Here is a 23,218-nt window from a genome sequence, read left to right as displayed (position 1 = left end):
GGTGGCGGTGCCGGAATGATCGCTGGGGATCCCCCCGCTCTTCCGCTGGTGCTTTTGGTGGAGGACGACCCCCAAGACGCGTTCATCGTGCGGGAGCTGCTGGAAGACGGCGACCTGTCGGTGCGGCTGGAATGGGCGCGATCGCTGGACGAGGCGCGGCACCTGCTCGCGCGGCAGCGGGTCCAGTGCGTGCTGCTCGACCTGGGCCTGCCCGACGCGCGCGGTCTGTCGGCGCTGGCCGCGATGCGGGAGGCGAGCGGCGACGCCGCGGTGGTCGTGCTGACCGGGCTGGCCGAGGAGCAGGCGGGCCTCGCCGCGGTCACCGCGGGCGCCCAGGACTACCTGGTCAAAGGGCGCGTCGAAGGCGAGTGGCTGGGCCGCACCCTCCGTTACGCGATGCAGCGCAAGCAGGCCGAGCAGGCGGCGGTGGCGCTGCACGCCGAGCGGCTGCGCGCCGAGGAGAACGCCCGCCTGGAGCGCGGCCTGCTGCCGACGCCGCTGCTGCAGCAGATGCCGATCCAGGTGGCCACCCGCTACCGCGCCAGCCGCGTGTCGGGCACGCTCGGCGGCGACTTCTTCGACGTGGTGGAGGACGACGACAAAGTCGTGCACGCGATGATCGGAGACGTGTGCGGCCACGGCCCCGACGAGGCCGCGCTCGGCGTGTGCCTGCGCATCGCCTGGCGCACGCTCGTGCTCAGCGGCGTGACGGGCACCGCCCTGCTGCGCCAGCTGGAGCGCGTCCTGCGGGCCGAGCGCGGCGGCGACGAGATCTTCGTGACCATGTCGACGCTCGCGCTGGAGTCCGACCAGCGCACGGTCCGTGTGTGGCGGGCGGGCCATCCGGGGCTGCTGGTCCACTCCGGCAGCTCGGTCACCTGGGCCGAGCCCGGCATCGGCCCGGCGCTGGGGCTGCCGCTGGAGTCGGAGTGGGAGCCGACCGAGCTGGAGCTGCCCGCGGGCGGCGGGCTGACGCTGTTCACCGACGGGCTGTTCGAGCGCCGGCTGCCCGGCGACGGCATGCGACTGCTGGGCGAGGAGGGCCTGCTCGCGGTGGCGCGCAGGCACGCCCACCTGAACGGAGAGGAGTTCGTGGACGCGTTGATCTCCGGCACCGAGCAGGCCACCGCGCCCGACGCGTCCGCCGACGACGTCGCCGTCGTCCATCTGCGCTGGAAGGAGGAGCAGTGAACGCCAGCACCGCGTGGCGGCGACTCACCGTCCATCAGTGGTTCCTGCTCGTGCTCGCCGCGATCATGATCGTGGTCATGATCTTCGGCGTGATCGCCGCGGTGATGCTCCAACGCACCACCGACCTGGCGGACGACCTGGTCGACCGCATCTCGCCGGCGCGGATCGAGGCCGCCGAGCTCCAGGGCACCCTGCTCGACCAGGAGACCGGCGTCCGCGGGTTCCTCCTGACGGGGAACCGGCAACTGCTCGAACCGTACGAGCGCGGCATGGCCGACGAGCAGCGCCAGTACGAGCGCGTCGAGGAGCTCGTCCGCGACGAGCCGGAGATCCTCTCCCACCTGCGGCAGATCAGTGAGGCGTCCGCCGCCTGGCGGCGCGACTACGCCGAGCCGCTCGTCGCGGAGCGGCAGGCCGCCAGCCCGATCAGCAACGCGCAGATGGAGAGCGGCAAGCCCGCGTTCGACCGCATCCGGGCGCTGACCGAGACCTTGAACGACAGCCTGGCGCAGAGCCGTCAGCAGGCGCGCGACGAGCTGATCCAGGCGCAGACCCTGCGCAACTGGATGTTCGTCGCCATGATCACGACGTTCCTGGTGGCCGGGCTGGCGATGGCAGTGCTGCTGCGCCGGGCCGTGGTCCGGCCGCTGGACGAGCTGCGCATGGCCTCGCGCGAGGTGGCCGAGGGCAACTTCGACCACCCGATCCCGGCCCACGGACCGGCCGACATCCGCGAGGTCGCGCTGGACGTGGACGCGATGCGTACCAAGCTCGTGGCGGCGCTGGAGACCTCCCGCGAGCACGAGGCGACGCTGAGCACGCAGGCCGCCGACCTCGACGCGCAGGCGGTCGAGCTGCGCCGCTCCAACGCCGAGCTGGAGCAGTTCGCCTACGTGGCCTCGCACGACCTGCAGGAGCCGCTGCGCAAGATCGCCACCTTCTGCCAGCTGCTGGAGAAGCGCTACACCGACGCGCTCGACGACCGCGGCCGGCAGTACATCCGCTTCGCCGTCGACGGCGCCACCCGCATGCAGGGCCTGATCAACGACCTGCTGAGCTACTCGCGGGTGGGCCGGTTGTACGACGCGCGCCGGGCGGTGAACCTCAACCTGAAGCTGGACAAGGCGCTGGACAACCTGGCCACCGGCATCGAGGAGTCGGGCGCGACGGTCGAGCGGCCGGACGACCTGCCGGAGATCACCGGCGACCCGATGCTGCTGACCATGCTCTGGCAGAACCTCATCGGCAACTCCATCAAGTTCCGCCACCCGGACCGCCCGCTGGTCATCCGGATCGACCATGAGCAGGTGGAGGAGAGTGAGTGGCGCTTCTCACTCACCGACAACGGCATCGGCGTCGACCCGGAGTTCGCCGACAAGATCTTCGTCATCTTCCAGCGTCTCCACAGCCGCGAGGCCTACAGCGGCACCGGGATCGGTCTGGCGATGTGCAAGAAGATCGTGGAGAACCACGGCGGACGAATCTGGCTGGACACCGCATATCAGGACGGCGGAATCCGGATCTGCTTTACGCTTCGTTCTGACACGCTCTCCTCGGAGGCCCGATTCGCGGCCGCCACAGCCAGCTCAGAAGGATCCCGTACATGAGCTCCATCGGACAACCCATCGAAGTGCTCCTCGTCGAGGACGACCCCGGCGACGAGCTCATCACCCGGGAGGCCTTCGAGGACAACAAGATCGGCAACAACCTCCACGTGGTCCGTGACGGCCTGGAGGCGCTCGACTTCCTCTACCGGCGGGGCGGCTACGAGGGCAAGCCGCGCCCCGACCTGATCCTGCTCGACCTCAACCTGCCCAAGTACGACGGCCGCCAGGTGCTGGAGAAGATCAAGGGCGACCCGGAGCTGCGGGCCATCCCGGTGGTGGTGCTCACCACGTCCTCCGCCGAGGAGGACATCCTGCGCAGCTACAAGCTGTTCGCGAACGCCTACGTGACCAAACCCGTCGACCTGAGCCAGTTCATGGCCGTGATCCGGCAGATCGACGAGTTCTTCGTCACCGTGGTGCGGCTGCCGGGCCGCAGCCACTAGCCCGGATCAGCCCACCTGCTCCAGGTAGTGCGGGTTGTACATGACGCCCAGGATGTTGCCGAACGGGTCGACCACGGACCCGGTCACGAAGCCCGCACCCCGTTCGGTGATCTCATGGTGCTCCTTGGCGCCCATCGCCAGCAGCCGCTCGTAGGCCGCCCGCACGTCGTCGACGTGCCAGTACGCGACCACCCCGGCCTGTTCCCCGCCGTGCGGGCGCCAGGCGCTGTCCACGAGGCCGAGCTCGGCCTCGTGGTCGCCGATGCGGAACTCGGTGTAGCCGAGCCGCCCATCGGGCCCGTTCCGGTGGAAGTACGGCTCGACGCCGAGGAGTTCGGTGTACCACCGCTTGGCCGCCTCCAGGTCGTCGGCCCAGTAGCTGATCGTCGCGAGTCCGCGCAACATGTGTTGCCCCTTTCGTTCGGTAGGTACCACGCTAGGAGTCGTTGAGGAACGTGCGTTTCCTCAACGGCTGGCATCATCGGGTCATGCTGGAAACCTCGGTACGGCTGCTGCGGCTGCTGTCGCTCTTCCAGGCCCGCCCCGGCTGGACCGGCGCCGAGCTGGCCGGGCGGCTCGGCGTGACCACCCGCACCGTGCGCAACGACGTCGAGCGGCTGCGCCTCATGGGCTACGAGATCTCCTCGACCACCGGCACCGCGGGCGGCTACCGGCTGGGGGCGGGGGCCGCGCTGCCGCCGCTGCTGCTCGACGACGAGGAGGCCGTCGCGGTGGCGGTCAGCCTGCACGCGGCCGCCGGTGGCACGGTCACCGGTATCGAGGAGACCTCGCTGCGCGCGCTCGCCAAGCTGCGGCAGCTGCTGCCGTCGCGGCTGCGCCACCGCATCGAGGCGGTACGGGACGCGACGGTCTCGGTCACCGGCCGCGGCCCCACCGTGGACGCGGCGACCCTGACCGCCGTCGCCGACGCCGTCCGCGCCAGGGAGACGCTCCGCTTCGACTACCGGGGCCATGACGGGACCGTCAGCACTCGGGCCGCCGAGCCGCACCGGCTGGTCCACACCGGCCGCCGCTGGTATCTGCTGGCCTGGGACACCGCGCGGGGCGACTGGCGGACGTTCCGCGCGGACCGCCTCACCCTCCGCGTCCCCAACGGCCCCCGCTTCACCCCCCGCGAGCTGCCCGACGAGGACGCGGCGACCCGCGTGGTCCGCGGCGCGGGCTCCACCGCCTGGCGCCACCAGGCCAGGGTCCGCCTGCACGCCCCCGTCGAGGTGGTGGCGGATCGGCTCACCCCGGCCGCCGGGCTGCTCACCGCGGACGGCGACGGCGCCCTGCTGGAGACCGGCGGCGACTCGCTGCACGACCTGGCGGGCTTCCTCGGCAGCCTGGGCGTCGGGTTCGAGGTGCTGGACCCGCCCGAGCTCCGCGCCCACCTGCGCGAGCTGGCCGCCCGCTACGCGAGCGCGGCCGGGGTCAGCGGCTGAGCGCCGCGCGGGACTCCTGCAGGAACGCCCGTTCCGCCCCGTTCTCCGTACGGGCGATCGCCTCCTCGTACGCCCGAGCCGCCTCCCGCGTACGGCCGAGCCGCCTGAGCAGGTCGGCGCGTACGGCGTGGAAGAGGTAGTAGCGGTCCAGGTCGAGGGCCTCGACCAGGTCGAGAGCCTCTCGCGGGCCGGACACCTCGGCGACCGCGACCGCGCGGTTGAGCGCCGCCACCGGGCTCGGCGCGACGGCCATCAGCAGGTCGTACAGCGCCACCACCTGCCGCCAGTCCGTCGGCGGCTCGCTGTGCACGGCGTTGATCGCCGCCTGGATCTGGTACGGCCCCGGCCGGTCGCGCCGCAGGCAGCGGCGCACCAGCTCCCGCCCCTCCTCGGCCAGCTCGCCGTTCCACAGCCGCGGGTCCTGGTCGGCGAGCCGGACGAGCCGGCCGTCGGGGGTCGTGCGGGCCGGGCGGCGCGACTCCAGCAGCAGCATGAGCGCCAGCAGGCCGAGCACCTCCGGCTCGTCCGGCATCAGCTCCGCCAGCAGCCGCCCCAGCCGGATCGCCTCCGCGCACAGGTCCTCGCGCACCAGCCGCTCGCCGGACCCGGCCGCGTACCCCTCGTTGAAGATCAGGTAGAGGACGGCCAGCACCGGTCGCAGCCGGTCCGGCAGGTCCGCCTCGCGCGGGATCCGGTACGGGATGCGCGCGTCGCGGATCTTGCCCTTGGCGCGCACCAGCCGCTGCGCCATGGTCGTCTCCGGCACCAGGAAGGCACGCGCGATCTCGGCGGTGCCCAGGCCGCCGAGCAGCCGCAGCGTCAGCGCCACCTGGGCGGGCCTGGACAGGGCCGGATGGCAGCAGGTGAAGATCAGGCGCAGCCGGTCGTCGCGCACGGGCCCCTCCTCGGCGGGTTCGTCACGGGCGTGCAGCAGGGCCGCCTGGGCGTGCTTCCCGGCCCGCGCGGACTCGCGGCGCAGCCGGTCGACGGCGCGGTTGCGGGCGGTGGTGATGATCCATCCGGCGGGGGAGGGCGGCGGCCCTTCCTCGGGCCACCGCCGGACCGCGACGGCGAACGCGTCCTGGACCGCCTCCTCGGCGAGGTCGATGTCGCCGAGGATGCGGGTGAGCACGGCCACGGCCCGGCCGTACTCCTCGGCGAAGACGCGTTCGACGTCGGTCATCGGAACGGGCGGACCTCGATCGGCAGCCCGACGGCCTCGGCCAGCCTGCCGCCCCAGCCGAGCGCCGCGTCGAGGTCGGGCGCCTGGATGACGGTGAAGCCGCCCAGGTGCTCCTTGCCCTCGGTGTACGGGCCGTCGGTCATCAGCACGTCGCCGTCCTTCGCCCGCAGTACGGTGGCGGTGCTCGGCGGGTGCAGGGCGGCGGCGAACACCCACGCGCCGGCCGTCCGCATCTCCTCGTTGAGCGCGTCCAGCTTCCGTATGACCGGCTCCAGGACCTCGGGCGGCGGCGGGTCGCCGTCAGGCTGGTAGATGCTGAGCAGATACTGCTTCATCGGCTTTTCCTCTCTCTCACCCGTTATACGAACGGCCCGCGCCGGGATCGACAGCGGGCCGGCCCGTTTTCCGGCAGCGGTCAGCGTGCCGTCAGGCGAAGTGGAGGATGGGGACCGTGAGCGGGCCGCCGGTGGTTACGGACGTGGACTGTAGTAGCCCTCGACCGGGGCCCGCGCCTCCTGCGGCAGCGCCGGGCCTTCCTGGGGCACCGGCGGGAAGCCGCCGCCCGGCTTCATCGCGTCGAGCTGCTCGCCGGAGAGGGCGAACACGACGCGGCCGAGGCCGGAGCGCTCGATGGCGCCCGCGCACATGCCGCACGGCTGGCAGCTCGTGTACATGGTGGTGCCGGCCGCGGTGGCGGGGTCGAGCTCGCGCGCGGCCCAGCGGGCCAGCTTCAGCTCAGGGTGGGCGGTGATGTCGCGGTCGGCGACGGTGGTGTTGCGCTCCTCGGCCAGCACGGTGCCGTCGGGGCCCACCAGCAGCGACCCGAACGGCGGGTTGCCGGCGTCGCGGGCGGAGGCGGCCAGCTCGATGGCCCTGCGCAGGCGGCGCTCGTCGTCGTGGTTCACCGGAGTTCCCTTCGGGCGGCGACGGCGGCCAGCGCGTGCCAGGCCGTCTCGGGGTGCGCGGTCTCGGCGGGGTCGCCGTTGAACGGGTCGAGCACGACCGTGGCGGCGCCGAGGTCGCGCAGCTCGGCGAGGTCGCCGATGATCTGGTCGAGGGTGCCCTCGCCGGCCAGCCGGTCGGGGCCGGTGACGGGGGTGTCGGTCATCCGGAGGGCGATGCGCGGCACCAGCTCCGGCACCTCCGCCCGGCCGAGCGTCTCGCGCAGCCAGGGGAGCCGGAAGCGCAGCGGGTGCCAGGCGTCGCCGAGCCGGGCGGCCCGGCGCAGGGCGGCGTCGCTGTTGCCGCCGACCCAGATCGGGATGCGGCCGGGCCCGTAGTCGCGCTCGTCGGCCCAGGCCGCGCGCATCGCCTCGACGTACTCGTCGGTGAGCGCGCCGCGCCGCCCGAACGGCACGCCGAGCGCGTCGAACTCCTGCCGCGCCCAGCCGACGCCCACGCCGAGCACCAGCCGCCCGCCGCTGAGCTGCTGCAGGTTGGCGGCCATGCGGGCGGTCAGCAGGGGATGCCGGTACGGCACCACCAGCACGGTGGTGCCGAGCCGGATCCGCCGCGTGACGCCCGCCAGCCAGGCCAGCGTGGTGAACGGCTCGTAGAACGGCGCGGGGTACTGTCCGGCCACGTCGGGGGTGATCACGAGGTGGTCGGAGAGCATGAGCAGGTCGTAGCCGAGCCCTTCGACGGTCAACGCCCAGCGTTCGAGCGTGCCGGGATCGGTGCCGGGTCCGAAGTTGGGAACGTTCACCCCGAGGCGCATCGGATCAGCTTAGAGCCTGATCGCCGGAGCCTCCAGCGGCCCCGGTGGATCGAGGCGGCGGCCCGCCCGCGCCCGGATGTGCGCGGTGGCGTCCTCCAGCGCCTCCCCGGTGAGGGTGGTGTTGTCCTCGTACGTCACTCCCGGCGGGACGGCGTCGCTGCCGACCGGGTCGGCGTCCCAGAAGTTGCCCCGGTACGTGACGTTCTCCAAGGGCGGGAAGACCTGCAGGACCGCGGTGTTGTCGGCGCGCGCCACGACGTTCCCCTCGACCGTCACCCAGGCGGCGCCGTAGTCGGTGTAGAGGGCGAAGTGGTACGGGGTGCGGGTGTCGGTGATGACGTTGCCGCTGATCAGCGCGGCGTCGGCCGCCGTCGCGCCCTGCGGGCCGGAGACGTAGACGCCGCCGCCGTCGGCGAGCACCCGCATCGCGCCGGTGACCAGGTTGCGCAGGATCCGGGTGCCGCCGGCGGGCCCGGCGGCGATGCCGCAGTGGGCGGCGTCGGTGATCTCGTTGTGCGCGATCGTGCACCCGGTGGTGCCGGACACGGCGATGCCGGGGGAGCCGGGGTAGTCGAGGCCGGGGCGTTCGATCAGGTTGTCCTCGATGACGACGCCCGCGGAGCCGTCGGCGGAGACGGCCGAGGCGGAGAGGTCGTCGAAGACGCAGGCCCGCACCGTCAGGCCGGAGCCGCCGGACAGGCCGAGCGCGGTGGCGCCCATCCGGGTGAACCGGCACCGCTCGAACGTCACGCCCGCGCAGCCGTCGAGGGTGACGGCGGCGGGGATGCTCTTCGACTCGCCCGGTACGGTGACCCACGCCTGGTCCTCGACCATGACGACCTTCTCGATGGGGCCGCCGTCGTAGTAGCCGGTGCTGTGGTAGTGCAGGAAGCCCTCTGGTGAGCCGGGCCGGGACCAGGTCGTGTCGGCGAAGGTCAGGCCGCGCACGGTGACGTTCCTGGCTCCGGTGGCGCGCAGCACGGTCCCGGCTTCGGCGGCGACGGCTGCTCCCGGCCGCTCGCCGCGGTACAGGAGCCTGCGGCGGGAGCGGTCGAGGACGAACGTGCCCGGCTCGGTGAGGAAGGACGGGTCGTTCTCGATCCTGGTGGGCAGGCCGGGGCCTGACTGGGTCTGGCCGTCCCAGGCCGAGTTGTACAGGTCGAGCGCCCAGCCGAAGGCGGGCTGCGCCATGACGACCTCGGTGCCGCCGGCGGTGACGGCGGCGACCGGGCATCTGGCCTCGGTCCAGGGATAGACGCCCCGGTAGACGAACTCGACGCCGGCCGGGTTCTCCCAGGCGAGCGGCTCGGACGTGACGTAACCCGTGACGGTCTGGGTGGCGTCGCCGGGGAAGCCTTCGATGCCCGCGCGCTCGGCCCTGCGGCCGTCGACGTGCAGCCCGCGGGTGTCGAGGTCGCCCGCGTCGGCGGCCCACACGCCGTCCTCCCAGGTCCAGCCGGTGATCGTCCGGCCGCCGCTGATGACGGCCTCCTCCTGGTCGTGGGGCTGGAGGGTGAGGTCGCGGTCCTGGTCGGTCAGCTCGAACGGCGGGTACGAGCCCGCCCTCAGATGGATGACGGCCTCGCCGCCCTGCCTGGCGGCCTCAAGTGCGCGGGGGATGGTGGCGAAGGGACGGTCGAGGGTGCCGGGGGCGTCGTCGTCGCCGGTGGGGGACACGAAGATGTCGTTTATGGCGTACACAGGTATATACCATAAACCATGGCGTACGTAGATCCGGTGGAATTGTTGTGGCGGGACGCGGACAGCGATCCGCGGCAGGGGTTGAGCGTGGACGCGATCGTGCGGGCGGGCATCGAGGTGGCCGACGCCGAAGGGCTGTCGGGACTGTCGATGCGCAAGGTGGCCGAACGGCTCGGCTTCACCACCATGTCCCTCTACCGCCACGTCCCCAGCCGCGACCACCTCGTCGACCTCATGCGCGACACCGCCATCGGCGAACCCCCCGGCACCTCCGCGCCGTCCTCTCGGTCGCGCGCCGGTGGAACGGGCACCGCTGCGGGGGAGGCCGCCGAGGGGGCAGATGCTGTTCCGGCGAGGGCAGCCGAGAGGGCGGACGTCGGAGCGGCCGGTGGCTGGCGGGAGGAGTTGGAGGCGTGTCTGCGGCAGGGCTGGGAGGTGCGCAGGCGGCACCCGTGGCTGGCGGAGGTCCGGGGGACCCGGCGCCTTCCCGGCCCGAACGCCGTCGCGTTCTACGACCGCCTGCTCGGCATACTCTCCGGCGCCGGCCTCACCCCGGCCCGGACGGTCGCGGCCGCCGACCTGCTGGGGAGGTTCGTGGACGCCGAGGCGTTGCGCCTGGTCGAGGTCGCCGCGGCAGAGCGGGCCAGCGGCGTGGGCGAGGAGGAGTGGTGGGGCGCGCGGGACTCGCTCTACGAGCGCCTGAGCGCCTACCCGGTCGTCACCGCCCTGTGGGAGGCGGGCGCCTGGGACGAGCCGGCCGACCCCTTCGAGTTCGGCCTGGCTCGGCTGCTGGACGCCATAAAACTGCTCGCGGGTGACGAAACGCGTGACGAAACCTGCGGCGTGTGCGGGACTCCTCTGCCGGGCGCCATGACCGGCCGGCCGCGCGCGTACTGCTCCAGGGCCTGCCGCCAGCGCGCCTACCGGGAACGGCGGGCCCGGCGATGACGGCACGCCCGGGGCCCGCGCGGGCGTGCGAAATCAACCCCCGTGCTGAGACTGACGTTCACCGAAGCCGATCTGCGCAAAATCACCTTCGCCCCCGAGCCGAACGCCGTGTTCGAGACGGCGCTCAGCGTGCGACTGCTGTCCAGTGCCCGCGGCGGAGGCCGGTGGCGGCCCGGCGCGCGACGCCCGCCCCGCGGCGACTTACCGGCCCGGTCGGGCGTCATCAAGGAGCTGGTCAGCGCCGACGGCTTCGTGCCGGACTTCCTGCTGCAGCCGGACTGCCATGATTTCGCCGCCGCAGTGGAGCGGATCGGCCAGATCCCCGCCGACCGGATCGCCGCCGAAGTAGGGCTGTTGTCCGCCCGCGACCCGAGCCGGGGATTACGGGAGCTGGCCGCCGGGTCGGACGCCGGGCGGCGGGCGCTGACGACCGACCTGCGCGCCTATTTCGCCTCGTCGCTGGCGCCCATGTGGCCGGCGGTGCGGGCGGCCGCCGCCGCCGACCGCTCGGTGCGCCTCGAAACCATGCTCCGCGGCGGGCTCGACGCCATGCTGGCCACGCTCAGCGTCACGTGGCCCTGGGACCCGCCCGTCCTGCACATCCCTTCGGCTCACACGTACGACGTCCGGCTGTGCGGGCGCGGGCTGCTGCTGATCCCCTCGTACTTCGCGCCGTCGCCCGTACTGACGTACCGGCCCGACGACTCCACGGTGCTCGTGTACCCGATATGCCGCGGCGAGGAGTCGTCGGGTTCAGCGGACGCCCTCGGCCCGCTGCTGGGCCGCACCCGGGCGGCGGTCCTGGCCGCCCTGCGCGTCCCGGCCACGACGACGGCGCTGGCGGAGCGCGTCGGGATCTCCCTCCCCTCCGCCAGCCAGCACGCCACCGTGCTGCGCAACGCCGGCCTGATCCGCACGTCCAGGATCGGGGGAGCCGTCCTGCACACGCTGACCCCGTCGGGCGAGTCACTCCTGCGGGGGGACCCGGCGGCCCGGTAAGGGTCAGTACGGGTGATGGTCCTTCCGCCACGGGTCCCGCAGCGGCGTCGAAGTCCTGTCGGCCCCGGGCTTCGTGTAGAGATCCAGGAAGACCATTCCCCCGCTGCCGGGTTCGAGGGCCAGGGACGTGGATCGCCACACCCCGTCGCACTCCTTGGTCGACGTTTCCTCGATCTTCCAGCTGTTGATCGACGTGTGCAGCCCGAAACGGGCGCAGTAGCCGTCACCGGGGCCGGAGTCGCGGAGCCGGCCGCTGACCGTGACCCAGACCCGCCGGTCGGCGCGGTCCCTGCGCCAGGTCACGCGGATGTTCTGGAGCTCGAAAGGGTCGTCCGCTCGCAGGCGAAGGCCGCCGACTCCAGCATCGCGACGAGCGCTTCGGCCGCGGCCCCGGCGTCATAGGCGGGGTCCTGCAGGCGCTCGCCGACGATCGCGTCGATCGCCCCGCCGGTGATGATCGCGAGCGTGCGCAGGTCGGGCCCGGGGCCGAGACCGCGGGCTTCGCGGGCATGACCCAGTAGGGTGGCGAGCGGCTTCCAGCGGGCCGAGGAGTCGGGGCGGTGGTCGTGGATCATCGCCTCGATGATCATCCGGGCGTGGTCCGGCCGCTCGGCCAGGTGCCCGACCATCCGCCGCACGTACGCGGCCGGTGCCCCGTCGGCCGGCGCGGCATCGACCGCCGCCCCGATGTCGGCCACGAGCGCGTCGAGCACGTGCGCGTGGGCCGCCGCCACGACCGCGTCCTTGGATGCGAAGTGGTAGAGCACCGCGCCCTTGGTGATCCCCGCCGCCTCCGCGATCCGGGCCAGCGAGGCGGCGGCATGACCGTGCTCGGCCACCACGCCGATGGTGACCTCCACGAGCTGGTCGCGCCGCGCCTGCTCGATGAAGCTGAGCGGCCGGTCCTCGGTTCGCCTTCCTGCCATGGCCACCACCGTACCCGCCCCTCGCGTATGCTCTGACCGTGTGGTCAAAAAATTGACCCTAGTTCAGCAGGGAGGGAAGGATGACCGAGCAGACCGTCGGAACGACACCGCCGAAGCGCCGTCGCCGGAGACTGAAGATCGCGGGTGTCGTGGTCGCCGTGGCGGCCGTCGCCCTGGCCTTCGCCTTTCGCCAGTCGTCACCGGTGGGACACTGGAACAGCGCCGAGGGCCACGCCCGCTTCACGGCCGCCTACGACAGGGCGATGGCCGACATGCCGCGGGCCGCCGAGACGATCGACGTGCGCACCGGCTTCGGTTTCGTGCGGGTCCACCGCTACCAGGGCGCCTCCGGCCGGGCCGGGCCGCTGGTGCTGCTGCCCGGCAGGGCGTCCGCGTCGCCGGTCTGGGCCGACAACCTGCCGCACCTGCTCAAGATCGGTGACGTCTACACCATCGACCTGCTGGGCGAGCCGGGCAAGAGCGTGCAGGAGGCGCCGATCACCTCCGACGCCGACCAGGCGGCCTGGCTCGACCAGGTGCTCGCGCAGCTTCCGGAGGAGTCCTTCCACCTGGTCGGGCTGTCCATCGGCGGCTGGACGGCCGTCAACCTCGCCGTCCACCGGCCGCGGCACGTCGCCACGCTGACCCTGCTCGACCCCGTGTACACCTTCTCGGGCATCCCGGCCGGCACCGCGATCCGCGCCATCCCCGCGTCCGTGCCGTGGCTGCCGAAGTCCTGGCGCGACTCGTTCAACTCCTACACCGCCGGCGGCGCTCCCGTGGAGGACGTGCCGGTGGCGGACATGATCGAGTCCGGGATGGAGAACTACACGCTCCGCCTGCCGCAGCCCTCGCTCATCGCCGAAGGGGCGCTGAGCGGCCTGACGATGCCGGTGCTGGCGATCCTGGCCGGCGAGTCCGTGATGCACGACCCCGGCGTCTCCCGCGAGGTCGCCGGGCGCGTGCTGCGGAACGGCACGGTGAAGGTCTACCCGGACGCCTCGCACGCGATCAACGGCGAGCACCCCGAGGAGGTCGCCGCGGACATCGCCGCCTTCCTCGACGCCCACTGAACCAGATGTATGCAAAACCTTGCCATTACTCCTCAGCACTCCCCATAATCGGGGAATTCGGCGTGAGGATGTATGCATGTCCGTCATCGATGATCTTCGGTCCCTGATACTCGGCGGCCGTTACGCGCCCGGCGACCGGCTGGGCGAGGTCGAGCTCGCCCAGCTGCTCCAGGTGAGCCGCACCCCCGTCCGTGAGGCGCTGCGCCAGCTGCAGTCGGAGGGCCTGGTCGAGGTCACGGCCAACAAGGGCGCCAGGGTCATCGAGTATCCGGCGGCGGACCTGGAGACCATCTTCGAGCTGCGGGCCAGGATCGAGGGCCTGGCCGCGCGGCAGGCCGCCGCGACCGCCACCGACGAGGACGTCGAGCGGCTGCACGAGGTGGCCGTGTCGCTCGGCGAGCACGCCGGCAGGCGGGAGCTCGACGCGGTCTACCGGCTCAACGCCGAGTTCCACCAGGAGCTGGTGCGCCTGGGCGGCAGCACCGTGCTCGCCCAGTCGATCAGCGCCCTGGTCCACTCGCCCGTCCTGCTGCGCACGTACAGCGCCTTCGACGAGGAGGCGATGCGGCGCAGCGTCAACCACCACATCGAGATCGCGGCGGCCGTACGGGCCGGGGACCCCGAATGGGCGGAGGCCGTCATGCGGGCCCATCTGTTCTCGGCCCGCGCGTCCCTGCTCGGCCCGAGGAAGCCCAGGAAGCCGAGGAAGCAGGCATGACACATCTCCCGTTGGACGACGTCCGGGTCATCGAGCTCGGCCAGCTGCTGGCCGGGCCGTTCTGCGGGCAGCTGCTCGGCGACTTCGGCGCGGAAGTGATCAAGGTTGAGGACCCGGGCCGCGGCGACCCGATGCGGCAGTGGGGCAGGGAGAAGCCGCACGGCAAGTCGCTGTGGTGGCCGGTCGTGGCGCGCAACAAGAAGTCGGTCACCTGCGACCTGCGCACCCCGCAGGGCCAGGACCTGGTCAGGAAGCTGGTCGCCGGGGCGGACGTGCTGCTGGAGAACTTCCGCCCCGGCACGCTGGAGCGCTGGGGCATGTCGCCGGAGGAGCTGCACGCGGTCAACCCCCGGCTGGTGATCACGCGGGTGACCGGGTTCGGGCAGACCGGCCCGTACGCGCCGCGCGCCGGCTACGGGTCGATCGGCGAGGCCATGGGCGGCATCCGCTACGTCACCGGCGACCCCTGCCTGCCGCCGTCGCGGGCCGGGATCTCGATCGGCGACTCCCTGGCCGCCACCCACGCGTGCGTCGGCACGCTGGTGGCGCTGCACGAGCGCGAGCGCAGCGGCCGCGGCCAGGTGGTCGACTCGGCGATCTACGAGGCGGTGCTGGCGATGATGGAGTCGCTGCTGCCGGAGTGGCAGCAGGCCGGCTACCAGCGCGAGCGCACCGGCCCCGTGCTGCCGAACGTCTCGCCCAGCAACGTCTACCCCACCCGGGACGGCGACGCGATCCTCATCGCCGCCAACCAGGACAGCGTCTTCACCCGGCTGGCCCAGGTCATGGGCGCCAAGGAGCTGGCGGACGACGAGCGGTACGCCACCCACGGCGCGCGGGGCGAGCACATGGCCGAGCTGGACGAGCTCATCTCCGCCTGGACCGTCACGTATCCGGCCGACGAGCTGCTCCGCCTGCTGCACGACGGCGGCGTGCCGGCCGGGCGGATCTACACGGCCCAGGACATGTTCGCCGACCCGCACTTCGAGGCCCGCGAGGCCATCGTGCGGGTGCCGCATCCGGACTTCGGCGAGGTGGCCATGCAGAACGTGGTGCCGAAGCTGTCGGGCACCCCCGGCCGGGTGCGCAGCGCGGGCCCCGCGCTCGGCCAGCACAACGACGAGGTCTACGGAGGACTGCTCGGTCTCTCCCCCCAGGAGATCGCCGGCCTTTCCACGGCCGGAATCATCTAGAAGCGAGGAACCCCCCATGCGCTACCGGCTCGGGGTGGACGTCGGAGGGACGTTCACCGACATCCTTCTCATCGATCAGGAGTCAGGGCAGACCTACCGCGCCAAGACTCCGTCCACTCCCCATGACCAGTCGATCGGTGTCCTGGCCGGCATCCGGAAGGCGTGCGCGGTGGCGGGCGTCTCCCCGGACGAGATCGGGGAGATCCTGCACGGCACCACCGTCGCCACCAACGCCATCCTGGAGGGCAAGGGCGCCAGGGTGGGCCTGGTCACCACGGCGGGCTTCCGCCAGGTGCTGCAGATCGCCCGCTCGTTCGTGCCCGGCGGCCTGGCCGGATGGATCATCTGGCCCAAGCCGGAGCCGCTGGCCGCGCTGGAGGACACCGTCGAGGCCGTCGAACGGGTCGCCGCCGACGGCTCGGTGGTGACGCCGCTGGACGAGGACGACCTGCGGGCCAAGCTGCGCTCCCTGCGCGGCGTGGAGGCGCTGGCCGTCTCGCTGATCAACTCCTTCGCCTTCGACGGCCACGAGCGCCGCATCGCCGAGCTGGCGGCCGAGGAGCTGCCGGGCGTGCCCGTCTCGATCTCCTCCGAGGTGCTGCCCGAACTGCGGGAGTACGAGCGGACCGTCACCACGGTCGCCAACGCCTACGTCCAGCCGAGGGTGGCCAGGTACCTCGACAACCTGGGCCTGGACCTGTACGCGCTGCGCAGCGACGGCGGCCTGGCCTCCCAGGCGAGCGCCAAGGCGGCGCCGGTCAACATGCTGCTGTCCGGCCCGGCGGGCGGCGTCGCGGGCGCGACCTGGGTCGCCGAGCAGGCCGGATTCACCGACTTCCTCACCTTCGACATGGGCGGCACCTCCACCGACGTGGCGCTCGTCCAGGACGCCCGGCCGCGGGTCGGCCGCGAGACCAAGGTCGGCGACCTCACCGTCCGCTCGGCCTCGGTCGACGTGCGGACGGTCGGCGCGGGCGGCGGCTCGGTCGCGCACGTCCCCGAGCTGACGCGGGCGCTGCGCGTCGGCCCGCAGTCGGCGGGCGCGGAGCCCGGACCGGCCGCCTACGGCAAGGGCGGCACCGATCCCACCGTCACCGACGCCAACGTGGTGCTCGGCTACCTGCCGTCGCGGCTGGCCGGCGGCGAGATCGTGCTGGACCGGGAACGGTCCCGTGCGGCCGTGGCCCAGGTCGCGGACGCGATGGGGCTGTCGGTCGAGGCCGCCGCGCAGGGCATCGTCGACATCGTCAACGAGAACATGTTCGGCGCGCTCCGCCTCGTCTCCGTCCAGCAGGGCTTCGACCCGCGCGACTTCGCGCTGGTCGCCTTCGGCGGGGCCGGGCCGCTGCACGCCAACGCGCTGGGCCGGCTGACCGGCTCGTGGCCGGTGATCATCCCGCCGTCGCCCGGCGTGCTCTGCGCGTACGGGGACGCCACCACGTGCCTGCGCGACGAGGCGTCCAGGACCAGCATCAAGCGTTTCTCCCAGCTCACCGACGACGAGCTGCGGCAGATGCTGACCGAGCTGGCCGAGCGGGCCGCCGCCACGCTGGAGGCCGAGGGGGTGGGCCGCGCCGACCAGACCGTCACGTACCAGGTCGACGTGCGCTACCACGGCCAGGGCTTCGAGATCCCCATCGACCTCGGCCTGGACACCGGGCTGGAGGCGCTGGGCAAGGCGTTCGACGCCGAGCACGAGCGGCTGTTCTCGTTCCTGCTGAGCAACGAGCACGAGGTCGTCAGCGCCCGCGCCTCGGTGAGCGGGCCGCGCCCCGACGTCCGGCCGGTCCGCCTCGACCAGGGCGGCCCCGCCGCCGAGCCGGTCGACAAGCACGAGGTATGGATCGACGGCGGCTGGGCCGAGGCCTCGATCTACGACCGCGGCACCCTGCTCGCGGGCAACCGGATCGAAGGTCCCGCGATCGTCACCGAGATGGACTCCACCACGCTCGTCCTGCCCGGCCACGTGGCCGACGTGCACGAGAGCGGCAGCCTGCTCATCCGGCCACTGGAGGCATGATGGCCCAGATCATCCAGACCGCGACGGGACCCCTGGCCGAGACCGAGGTCGACCCCGTCACGCTCGACATCATCGAGAACGCGCTGCGCAACGCCCGCTACGAGATGGACGAGGTGCTCTTCCGCACCGCCCTGTCGCCGGGCATCCGCGAGCAGCACGACGAGTTCCCGCTCATCGCCGACGCCGAGGGGCGGATGGTCGCCGGGCAGTTCGGCCTGTCGATCCCGGCCCTGCTCGACCGGTTCGACGGGACGGTGGAGGAGGGCGACGTGCTGCTCACCTCCGACCCGTACTCCTGCGACGGCGCGATCAGCCACGCCAACGACTGGCTGGTGGTCATGCCGGTGTACGTGGACGGACGGGTGGTCGGCTGGGCCTCGATGTTCGGCCACATGTCGGACGTCGGCGGCAAGACCGCCTGCTCGATGCCCACCGACGCGCGCACCATCTTCGAGGAGGGCGTGGTCATCCCGCCCTTCAAGCTCTACTCCAAGGGCGTGCTGAACGAGGACGCGCTGCGGATCATCCTCAACCAGGTGCGCAGGCCCGACTGGAACCGGGCCGACCTCAACGGCATCGTGGCGGCCTGCCGCACCGCCGGGCGCCGGATCCAGGAGCTGTGCGCCCGTTTCGGCGCGGACACCTACACCTCGGCCCTGCGGGCCCTGCTCCAGCGCAACCACGACGCGATGCGCGTCCTGCTCACCACGCTGTTCGAGGACGGCGAGACGCTCACCTTCAAGGACTACATCTGCGACGACGGCGTCGGCAACGGCCCGTACGAGCTGTCGCTGTCGCTGACGCGGACCGGCGACAAGGTGCTGCTCGACTTCACCGGCAGCTCCGAGCAGGCCGAGGGGCCGATCAACTACTACCTGAACGAGAACCTCGCCCGGATGTTCTTCGGGATCTACCTCATCACGGTGGCCGACCCGCAGATCCTCTGGAACGACGGCTTCTACCCGCTGGTCGACGTGCGGATCCCGGAGAAGAGCTTCTGGAAGCCGGAGTATCCGGCCGCGCTCAACGCCCGCAACCATGGCATCGGCCGCATCTTCGACCTGTTCGGCGGGCTGCTCGGGCAGAAGACGCCCGACCTGCTGAACGCGGCCGGCTTCTCCTCCTCACCCCACTTCATGTACGCGGGCGAGGGGTTCCAGCTGTACTCCATCGGCTTCGGCGGCATCCCCGGCAGGCCGATCGGCGACGGCCCCGACGGGCACTCGCTGTGGCCGTCGTTCACCAACATCCCGTGCGAGTTCCTGGAGTCGTACTACCCGCTGCGCATCGAACGCTGGGAGACCGTCGCCGACACCGGGGGAGCGGGCCTGCACCGGGGCGGCAACGGCGTGGACGTGGCGTACCGGTTCCTGAAGCCGGGCACCATCGCCATCCACGACGACCGCTGGCTGACCTACCCGTGGGGCGTCAACGGCGGCGAGCCGGGCGCGCGCGGCCGCAAGTGGATCGAGCGGGCGGACGGCGGCAAGGAGATCCTGCCGAGCAAGGTGCACGACGTGCCGGTCCGGCCGGGTGACGTGCTGCACTTCGTCACCTGGGGCGGCGGCGGCTGGGGCGATCCGCTGGCCCGCGACCCCGCCCTGGTCGGGCTGGAGGTGCGGCGCGGCCTGCTGACGGCCGGCGGCGCCCGCCGGTACGGGGTGGTGTGCGCGGCCGACGGCACGGTGGACGAGGCGGCCACCCGCGACCTGCGGGCGGAGCTGGAGGGCACCAGGCCGGAGCTCAAGGTGTTCGACATGGGCCCGCCGATGGCGGAGATCCTGGCCAGGTGCGAGGAGGAGACCGGCCTGCCCGCCCCCCGGCCCCCGGCCAGGGCGTGAACCCGTTCGACGGGACGCTCCCGTTCGGGGAGCGTCCCGCGCTCATCCTCATCGACCTGATGCGGGCCTACTTCGAGCCCGGCGCGGACCTCTGCATGGGGTCGCGCGACTGCCTCGACAGCGCCGCCCGGGTGCTGTCGGCGGCCCGCGCGGCCGGCGTGCCGGTGGTCCACACCCGGGTCGCGTTCGGCGCGGGCGGCCTCGACGGCGGGCTGTTCTACCGGAAGGTGCCGCCGCTGCGGCACCTGGCCGGCCCGCTGGGCGAGCTGATGCCGGAGGTGGCGCCCGCCGACGGCGAGGTGGTGATCGTCAAGCAGTACGCGAGCGCGTTCTTCGGCACCACCCTCGCCTCCACGCTGACCGCGCTGCGGGTGGACACGCTGCTCATCGCCGGGGTGTCCACCAGCGGGTGCGTACGGGCCAGCGCCGTGGACGCGGTGCAGCACGGCTTCGTCCCGGTCGTGGTCCGCCAGGCGGTCGGCGACCGCGACCCGGGGCCGCACGAGGCGAACCTGTTCGACATCGGCGCCAAGTACGGCGAGATCTGGGACGAGGAGGCGGTGCTCCGGCGCCTGGGAGCCTAGAAAGCCGGGTGCCGGCTCGGCCGGCACCCGGCTTCGCACGCCGCCTCATGTTAAAGATTATTGACACCATGTCTGCGCTGCTTTACCTTTGACCATGTAAAAGTTTCTTTACATGGGAGCAGGGCATGTCCTCCGAAGAGAAACGCTCGTGGATCTACCTCGTGGTGGGCGTCGGCGTCTACGCGGTCTACTTCGTCGTCGTCCTGTCGCAGGTGCCGGGAGCGGACGTCGCGCGGATCGCCTACGTGCGGCCGATGCTCATCGCGATCGGCGCCGGGATCGGCCTGGGCATCGTCGCCAACATCGCGGCCGCCGTCGCCTCGCCGAAGGAGGCCGGCCGGACCGACGAGCGCGACCGGCAGATCAACCGGCTGGGCGATTACGTCGGCTTCTACGTCATGAGCATCGCGGCGCTCGTGCCGCTGGCCCTGGCCATGGCGGAGGCCGCCCACTTCTGGATCGCCAACGCGCTGTACCTGGCGTTCGTCCTGGCCACCGTCGTCTCCTCGGCCGTGAAGATCGTCCTGTACCGCCGGGGCTTCTGACCATGGTCAAGCCCACGAAGGTCACGAACTCGATCCGAGCCCTGCGGTTCGCGCACGGCGAGATGACGCAGGCACAGCTGGCCGACCGCATCGGGGTCACCAGGCAGACCGTCATCGCCATCGAGCAGGGCCGCTACTCGCCGTCGCTGGAGGTGGCGTTCCAGATCGCCCGGGTGTTCGGGGTGCCGCTCGACGACGTCTTCCAGTACCCGGACCCCCAGGACTGACCACACCCCATGACCACCCCGGCCAGGATCGAGACGACCATGACGAAGAAGACGATGACCGCGATCGCCCGCGACGCCTACTGCGCACCGGCGCAGCTCCAGCTGCGCGACATGGCCGTCCCGGCCGTCGGCGCCGGCGACGTGCTCGTCCGCGTCGAAGCCGCCGGCGTCGACCAGGGCGTGTGGCACGTCGTCACCGGCCTGCCCTACGTGGTGCGCGCCGCCGGTTTCGGGCTGCGCCGGCCCAGGAACCCCGTCCCCGGCATGGACGTGGCCGGCCGCGTCGCGGCCGTCGGCGCCGACGTCACCCGGTTCCGTCCCGGCGACGAGGTCTACGGCACCTGCGACGGCGCCTACGCCGAGTACGCCCGCGCCCACCAGGACAAGCTCGCCCCCAAACCGGCCTCCCTCAGCTTCGCCCAGGCCGCCACCGTGCCCATCTCCGCCTGCGCCGCCCTCCACGGGCTGCGCGACGCCGGCCGGCTCACCGCCGGGCAGCGGGTCCTCATCACCGGCGCGGGCGGCGGCGTGGGCAGCTACGCCGTCCAGATCGCCAAGGCCGACGGCGCCCACGTCACCGGCGTGTGCCGCACCGCGAAGACCGGCCTGGTCCGCTCCCTCGGCGCCGACCACGTCATCGACCACACCCGCGAGGACTTCACCACCGGCGCCGACCGGTACGACCTCATCCTCGACACGGCCGGCAACCGCCGCCTGGGCCGGCTGCGCCGCGTCCTCGCCCCCCGGGGCGCGCTCGTCATCGTGGGCGGGCCCGGAGGCGGGCGCGTGCTCCAGGGCGCCGACCGCCAGATCCGGGCGATGCTGCTGTCGCTCTTCGTCGGCCAGCGCCTGACCGGCCTCATGTCCACCGAGTCCGCCGCCGACCTGGAAACCCTGACCGGGCTCATCGACTCCGGCGCCCTCACCCCGGCTCTCGACCGCACCTACCCCCTCGCCCAGACGCCCGACGCCTTGGCCTACCTCACCACCGGCCAGGTCGCCGGCAAGATCGCCATCACCATCTGAGCCGCCCCTAGAGGTCGGCGTCGTGGACGAGGATCGCGGCCTGCACCCGGTTGGCCAGGCCCAGCTTGGCCAGCACCCGGCTGACATGCGCCTTCACCGTCGCCTCGGTCAGCCGGAGCTGCCGGCCGATCTCGGCGTTCGACAGGCCGCGCGCGACAGCCCTCATCACGTCCTCCTCCCGGGCGGTCAGCGCGGCCAGCCGCTCGCGCGCGGACACGGCCCGCGAGGGAGCCTTGCCGGCGAACGAGCTGATCAACCGCTTGGTGACGGCGGGGGAGAGGATGGCCTGGCCCGCCGCGACCGTGCGGACCGCGGCGGCGAGGTCCCGCGGCGGGGTGTCCTTGAGCAGGAAGCCGACGGCGCCCAGCCGGAGCGCCTCGTGGACGTACTCGTCGAGGTCGAACGTGGTGAGCATGATCAGCTTCGGCGGGCCGGGCAGGGCCAGGATGCCGGCGGCGGCGGTCAGGCCGTCGGTGCCCGGCATGCGCACGTCCATCAGCACGACATGCGGCCTGAGCCGGACGGCTGCGGTCACCGCGGCCGCGCCGTCGCCCGCCTCGCCGACCACCGCGATCTCGCCGGACGCCTCCAGGATCATCCGCAGTCCTGACCTGACCAGCGCCTCGTCGTCGACGACCAGTACGCGGATCATGCGGTGGGAATCCCGGCCAGCACCCGGAACCCGCCCTCCTCCTGCGGCCCGGCCTCCAGCCTGCCGCCGAGGAGCTCCACGCGTTCGCGCAGCCCGACCAGCCCCCAGCCGGAGCCGGGCAGGCCGCCCTCCGCCGCCGTGGCGGGCCGGTTGCGGACGAGGACCTCCAGCTCGGCGCTCCGGAACCGCAGGTGCACGTCGGTCTCGGCGTCGCCCGCGTGTTTGTGCACGTTCGTCAGAGCCTCCTGGACGACCCGGTACGCGGTGCGCTCCGCGGTGGGCGGGAGCGGGCGGGCCTCGCCCTCGTCGTGGCGGTTGACCACGATGCCCAGGGCCCGGGACTGGTCGAGCAGCCGGTCCAGGTCGGCCAGCGTGGGCTGCGGGCCGCTCACCGGATCCGGCGAGCGCAGCACGCCGAGCACCTCCCTGAGGTTCGTCAGGGCCTCCCTGCCGACCTGGCCGATCAGCGCGGCGGCCTCCGCCGTACGGGCGTCGGAGGCGTTGACCTCCAGAGCCCCGGCGTGCAGGACCATCAGCGACACCCGGTGGGCGACCACGTCGTGCATCTCCCGCGCGATGCGCGACCGCTCCTGCTCCCGCGCCTGCCCGGCGCGGAGCACCTGCTCGCGCAGCAGCTGCGCGGCCTGCTCGCGCGCGGCGTCGAGCACCTGCCGCCTGGCGCCCACCCACAGCCCGGCGACCAGCGGAAGCCCGAGCATCGCGCCGCCCATGAGCAGCGCGTTGAGCGGGGTGCCGGCGACCAGGGCGCGATAACCCTCGCTCCAGTACGAGACGAGCCCGGCGAGCGCGTGCACCACCACCGCGCCGGCGACGTAGAGCCACAGGTCGCGGCGGCGCAACCGGGTGCCGGCGTAGTAGGAGGCCACGACGGCGGCCGGCCACATCACCAGCCAGAGGTGGGCCACGGCCGCCACCGCGACGAGAGGCCACAGCGCCCGCCCGGCGAAGGCCGCGGCCACACCGCAGCACGCCGCCACGGCCACGAGCACCGGGGCGGGCAGCGCCGAACGCACCCCCATGGATCCGGTGACCGCGGCCATGGACAGCAGGAACACCGTCAGCCCCAGAGCCCAGGGGGTGATCCGTTCGGCGATCCTCGATGCCCCGTCAAGCATGGCCAGAGACTACAAGGCGCAACGATTCAGACATCCCCTA

Annotated in this window: 25 protein-coding genes; 15 read left to right on the top strand and 10 right to left on the bottom strand. The window is 72.6% G+C overall.

What is annotated here, in order from left to right:
* Window positions 1-57 precede the first annotated feature (57 nt).
* Genes FR742_RS15685 through FR742_RS15675 form a run of 3 tightly spaced genes read left to right on the top strand, consistent with a single transcriptional unit; the run spans window position 58 to window position 3,241 of the window.
* Entirely contained in the window at window positions 58-1,191 is a 1,134-nt protein-coding gene (locus FR742_RS15685; RefSeq protein ID WP_261808556.1) for a PP2C family protein-serine/threonine phosphatase, read from the top strand.
* Entirely contained in the window at window positions 1,188-2,798 is a 1,611-nt protein-coding gene (locus FR742_RS15680) for a CHASE3 domain-containing protein (protein WP_261808555.1), read from the top strand. Before FR742_RS15685 ends, FR742_RS15680 begins: the two co-directional genes overlap by 4 nt.
* Window positions 2,795-3,241, top strand: coding sequence for a response regulator (locus tag FR742_RS15675; RefSeq protein WP_148031643.1), 447 nt, complete (start codon window positions 2,795-2,797; stop codon window positions 3,239-3,241). The genes FR742_RS15680 and FR742_RS15675 overlap by 4 nt, the downstream gene beginning before the upstream one ends.
* Before the next feature lie 6 nt (window positions 3,242-3,247).
* Here the strand turns inward: FR742_RS15675 and FR742_RS15670 are convergent, their stop codons facing one another.
* Window positions 3,248-3,646 (bottom strand): VOC family protein, encoded by a 399-nt coding sequence (locus FR742_RS15670; protein WP_148031642.1) that lies wholly within the window; start codon window positions 3,644-3,646, stop codon window positions 3,248-3,250.
* An 83-nt stretch (window positions 3,647-3,729) separates the two neighbouring features.
* On the opposite strand from FR742_RS15670, the gene FR742_RS15665 reads away from it, so the two are divergent.
* Window positions 3,730-4,689: a YafY family protein gene (locus FR742_RS15665; protein ID WP_148031641.1), complete on the top strand. Its 960-nt coding sequence runs from the start codon at window positions 3,730-3,732 to the stop codon at window positions 4,687-4,689.
* On the opposite strand, the gene FR742_RS15660 is transcribed toward FR742_RS15665, so the two are convergent.
* The 5 genes from FR742_RS15660 to FR742_RS15640 all read right to left on the bottom strand — a co-directional run bounded on the left by FR742_RS15660 (window position 4,679) and on the right by FR742_RS15640 (window position 9,290).
* Window positions 4,679-5,872, bottom strand: a complete 1,194-nt coding sequence (locus FR742_RS15660; RefSeq protein ID WP_148031640.1) for an RNA polymerase sigma factor — start codon at window positions 5,870-5,872, stop codon at window positions 4,679-4,681. The genes FR742_RS15665 and FR742_RS15660 overlap by 11 nt on opposite strands.
* Entirely contained in the window at window positions 5,869-6,207 is a 339-nt protein-coding gene (locus FR742_RS15655) for a YciI family protein (protein ID WP_148031639.1), read from the bottom strand. Before FR742_RS15655 ends, FR742_RS15660 begins: the two co-directional genes overlap by 4 nt.
* 135 nt (window positions 6,208-6,342) lie before the next feature.
* Complete coding sequence (locus FR742_RS15650; protein ID WP_148031638.1) at window positions 6,343-6,777, bottom strand: nucleoside deaminase; 435 nt, start codon at window positions 6,775-6,777, stop codon at window positions 6,343-6,345.
* Window positions 6,774-7,589: an LLM class flavin-dependent oxidoreductase gene (locus tag FR742_RS15645; protein ID WP_148031637.1), complete on the bottom strand. Its 816-nt coding sequence runs from the start codon at window positions 7,587-7,589 to the stop codon at window positions 6,774-6,776. Before FR742_RS15645 ends, FR742_RS15650 begins: the two co-directional genes overlap by 4 nt.
* 9 nt (window positions 7,590-7,598) lie before the next feature.
* Window positions 7,599-9,290: a right-handed parallel beta-helix repeat-containing protein gene (locus tag FR742_RS15640; protein ID WP_222708938.1), complete on the bottom strand. Its 1,692-nt coding sequence runs from the start codon at window positions 9,288-9,290 to the stop codon at window positions 7,599-7,601.
* An 18-nt stretch (window positions 9,291-9,308) separates the two neighbouring features.
* On the opposite strand from FR742_RS15640, the gene FR742_RS15635 reads away from it, so the two are divergent.
* Both FR742_RS15635 and FR742_RS15630 read left to right on the top strand, forming a co-directional pair.
* The gene (locus FR742_RS15635) at window positions 9,309-10,238 is read left to right on the top strand and encodes a TetR/AcrR family transcriptional regulator (protein ID WP_148031636.1); all 930 of its coding nucleotides are present in this window, start codon (window positions 9,309-9,311) and stop codon (window positions 10,236-10,238) included.
* Between the two features lie 42 nt (window positions 10,239-10,280).
* Window positions 10,281-11,237, top strand: coding sequence for a helix-turn-helix transcriptional regulator (locus FR742_RS15630; protein ID WP_148031635.1), 957 nt, complete (start codon window positions 10,281-10,283; stop codon window positions 11,235-11,237).
* A gap of 3 nt (window positions 11,238-11,240) precedes the next feature.
* Here the strand turns inward: FR742_RS15630 and FR742_RS15625 are convergent, their stop codons facing one another.
* Window positions 11,241-11,540, bottom strand: coding sequence for a hypothetical protein (locus FR742_RS15625; RefSeq protein WP_148031634.1), 300 nt, complete (start codon window positions 11,538-11,540; stop codon window positions 11,241-11,243).
* Window positions 11,537-12,163, bottom strand: coding sequence for a TetR/AcrR family transcriptional regulator (locus tag FR742_RS15620; RefSeq protein WP_148031633.1), 627 nt, complete (start codon window positions 12,161-12,163; stop codon window positions 11,537-11,539). The genes FR742_RS15625 and FR742_RS15620 overlap by 4 nt, the downstream gene beginning before the upstream one ends.
* Window positions 12,164-12,243: 80 nt before the next feature.
* Here FR742_RS15620 and FR742_RS15615 point away from each other — a divergent pair, with 80 nt between their 5' ends.
* The 9 genes from FR742_RS15615 to FR742_RS15575 all read left to right on the top strand — a co-directional run bounded on the left by FR742_RS15615 (window position 12,244) and on the right by FR742_RS15575 (window position 21,390).
* Window positions 12,244-13,236 carry an alpha/beta fold hydrolase gene (locus FR742_RS15615; RefSeq protein WP_148031632.1) on the top strand — a complete coding sequence of 331 codons (993 nt, stop codon included), beginning with the start codon at window positions 12,244-12,246 and terminating at the stop codon, window positions 13,234-13,236.
* Between the two features lie 76 nt (window positions 13,237-13,312).
* Window positions 13,313-13,954, top strand: coding sequence for a GntR family transcriptional regulator (locus FR742_RS15610; RefSeq protein WP_148031631.1), 642 nt, complete (start codon window positions 13,313-13,315; stop codon window positions 13,952-13,954).
* Window positions 13,951-15,147 carry a CaiB/BaiF CoA-transferase family protein gene (locus FR742_RS15605; RefSeq protein ID WP_148031630.1) on the top strand — a complete coding sequence of 399 codons (1,197 nt, stop codon included), beginning with the start codon at window positions 13,951-13,953 and terminating at the stop codon, window positions 15,145-15,147. The genes FR742_RS15610 and FR742_RS15605 overlap by 4 nt, the downstream gene beginning before the upstream one ends.
* Window positions 15,148-15,163: 16 nt before the next feature.
* Entirely contained in the window at window positions 15,164-17,167 is a 2,004-nt protein-coding gene (locus tag FR742_RS15600; RefSeq protein WP_148031629.1) for a hydantoinase/oxoprolinase family protein, read from the top strand.
* Complete coding sequence (locus FR742_RS15595) at window positions 17,164-19,008, top strand: hydantoinase B/oxoprolinase family protein (RefSeq protein ID WP_246640292.1); 1,845 nt, start codon at window positions 17,164-17,166, stop codon at window positions 19,006-19,008. Before FR742_RS15600 ends, FR742_RS15595 begins: the two co-directional genes overlap by 4 nt.
* Window positions 18,957-19,592 (top strand): isochorismatase family protein, encoded by a 636-nt coding sequence (locus FR742_RS15590; protein ID WP_261808554.1) that lies wholly within the window; start codon window positions 18,957-18,959, stop codon window positions 19,590-19,592. Before FR742_RS15595 ends, FR742_RS15590 begins: the two co-directional genes overlap by 52 nt.
* A gap of 125 nt (window positions 19,593-19,717) precedes the next feature.
* Window positions 19,718-20,137, top strand: coding sequence for a hypothetical protein (locus FR742_RS15585; RefSeq protein WP_148031628.1), 420 nt, complete (start codon window positions 19,718-19,720; stop codon window positions 20,135-20,137).
* 2 nt (window positions 20,138-20,139) lie between these two features.
* Window positions 20,140-20,364 (top strand): helix-turn-helix transcriptional regulator, encoded by a 225-nt coding sequence (locus tag FR742_RS15580; RefSeq protein ID WP_148031627.1) that lies wholly within the window; start codon window positions 20,140-20,142, stop codon window positions 20,362-20,364.
* Between the two features lie 9 nt (window positions 20,365-20,373).
* Window positions 20,374-21,390 (top strand): NAD(P)-dependent alcohol dehydrogenase, encoded by a 1,017-nt coding sequence (locus FR742_RS15575; protein WP_261808553.1) that lies wholly within the window; start codon window positions 20,374-20,376, stop codon window positions 21,388-21,390.
* A gap of 7 nt (window positions 21,391-21,397) precedes the next feature.
* Here the strand turns inward: FR742_RS15575 and FR742_RS15570 are convergent, their stop codons facing one another.
* A complete protein-coding gene (locus FR742_RS15570; protein ID WP_148031625.1) occupies window positions 21,398-22,042 on the bottom strand; it encodes a response regulator transcription factor in 645 nt (214 codons plus the stop codon).
* Window positions 22,039-23,178, bottom strand: coding sequence for a sensor histidine kinase (locus FR742_RS15565; RefSeq protein ID WP_148031624.1), 1,140 nt, complete (start codon window positions 23,176-23,178; stop codon window positions 22,039-22,041). Before FR742_RS15565 ends, FR742_RS15570 begins: the two co-directional genes overlap by 4 nt.
* Between the last annotated feature and the right edge of the window lie 40 nt (window positions 23,179-23,218).

The organism is Nonomuraea sp. C10, from assembly GCF_008017515.1.
In the GTDB taxonomy this organism is placed as follows: domain Bacteria; phylum Actinomycetota; class Actinomycetes; order Streptosporangiales; family Streptosporangiaceae; genus Nonomuraea; species Nonomuraea ferruginea.
Note: the sequence above shows the minus strand (reverse complement) of the source record. Positions and strands in the feature narration are given on the sequence as shown.

What these genes read in the sequence shown, in the direction of transcription:
- FR742_RS15675 (WP_148031643.1), top strand. Translation starts at nt 2,795, where the DNA reads ATGAGCTCCATCGGACAACCCATCGAAGTGCTCCTCGTCGAGGACGAC.
- FR742_RS15670 (WP_148031642.1), bottom strand. Translation starts at nt 3,646, where the DNA reads ATGTTGCGCGGACTCGCGACGATCAGCTACTGGGCCGACGACCTGGAG.
- FR742_RS15665 (WP_148031641.1), top strand. Translation starts at nt 3,730, where the DNA reads ATGCTGGAAACCTCGGTACGGCTGCTGCGGCTGCTGTCGCTCTTCCAG.
- FR742_RS15660 (WP_148031640.1), bottom strand. Translation starts at nt 5,872, where the DNA reads ATGACCGACGTCGAACGCGTCTTCGCCGAGGAGTACGGCCGGGCCGTG.
- FR742_RS15655 (WP_148031639.1), bottom strand. Translation starts at nt 6,207, where the DNA reads ATGAAGCAGTATCTGCTCAGCATCTACCAGCCTGACGGCGACCCGCCG.
- FR742_RS15645 (WP_148031637.1), bottom strand. Translation starts at nt 7,589, where the DNA reads ATGCGCCTCGGGGTGAACGTTCCCAACTTCGGACCCGGCACCGATCCC.
- FR742_RS15635 (WP_148031636.1), top strand. Translation starts at nt 9,309, where the DNA reads ATGGCGTACGTAGATCCGGTGGAATTGTTGTGGCGGGACGCGGACAGC.
- FR742_RS15620 (WP_148031633.1), bottom strand. Translation starts at nt 12,163, where the DNA reads ATGGCAGGAAGGCGAACCGAGGACCGGCCGCTCAGCTTCATCGAGCAG.
- FR742_RS15615 (WP_148031632.1), top strand. Translation starts at nt 12,244, where the DNA reads ATGACCGAGCAGACCGTCGGAACGACACCGCCGAAGCGCCGTCGCCGG.
- FR742_RS15610 (WP_148031631.1), top strand. Translation starts at nt 13,313, where the DNA reads ATGTCCGTCATCGATGATCTTCGGTCCCTGATACTCGGCGGCCGTTAC.
- FR742_RS15605 (WP_148031630.1), top strand. Translation starts at nt 13,951, where the DNA reads ATGACACATCTCCCGTTGGACGACGTCCGGGTCATCGAGCTCGGCCAG.
- FR742_RS15600 (WP_148031629.1), top strand. Translation starts at nt 15,164, where the DNA reads ATGCGCTACCGGCTCGGGGTGGACGTCGGAGGGACGTTCACCGACATC.
- FR742_RS15595 (WP_246640292.1), top strand. Translation starts at nt 17,164, where the DNA reads ATGATGGCCCAGATCATCCAGACCGCGACGGGACCCCTGGCCGAGACC.
- FR742_RS15585 (WP_148031628.1), top strand. Translation starts at nt 19,718, where the DNA reads ATGTCCTCCGAAGAGAAACGCTCGTGGATCTACCTCGTGGTGGGCGTC.
- FR742_RS15580 (WP_148031627.1), top strand. Translation starts at nt 20,140, where the DNA reads ATGGTCAAGCCCACGAAGGTCACGAACTCGATCCGAGCCCTGCGGTTC.
- FR742_RS15575 (WP_261808553.1), top strand. Translation starts at nt 20,374, where the DNA reads ATGACCACCCCGGCCAGGATCGAGACGACCATGACGAAGAAGACGATG.
- FR742_RS15570 (WP_148031625.1), bottom strand. Translation starts at nt 22,042, where the DNA reads ATGATCCGCGTACTGGTCGTCGACGACGAGGCGCTGGTCAGGTCAGGA.
- FR742_RS15565 (WP_148031624.1), bottom strand. Translation starts at nt 23,178, where the DNA reads ATGCTTGACGGGGCATCGAGGATCGCCGAACGGATCACCCCCTGGGCT.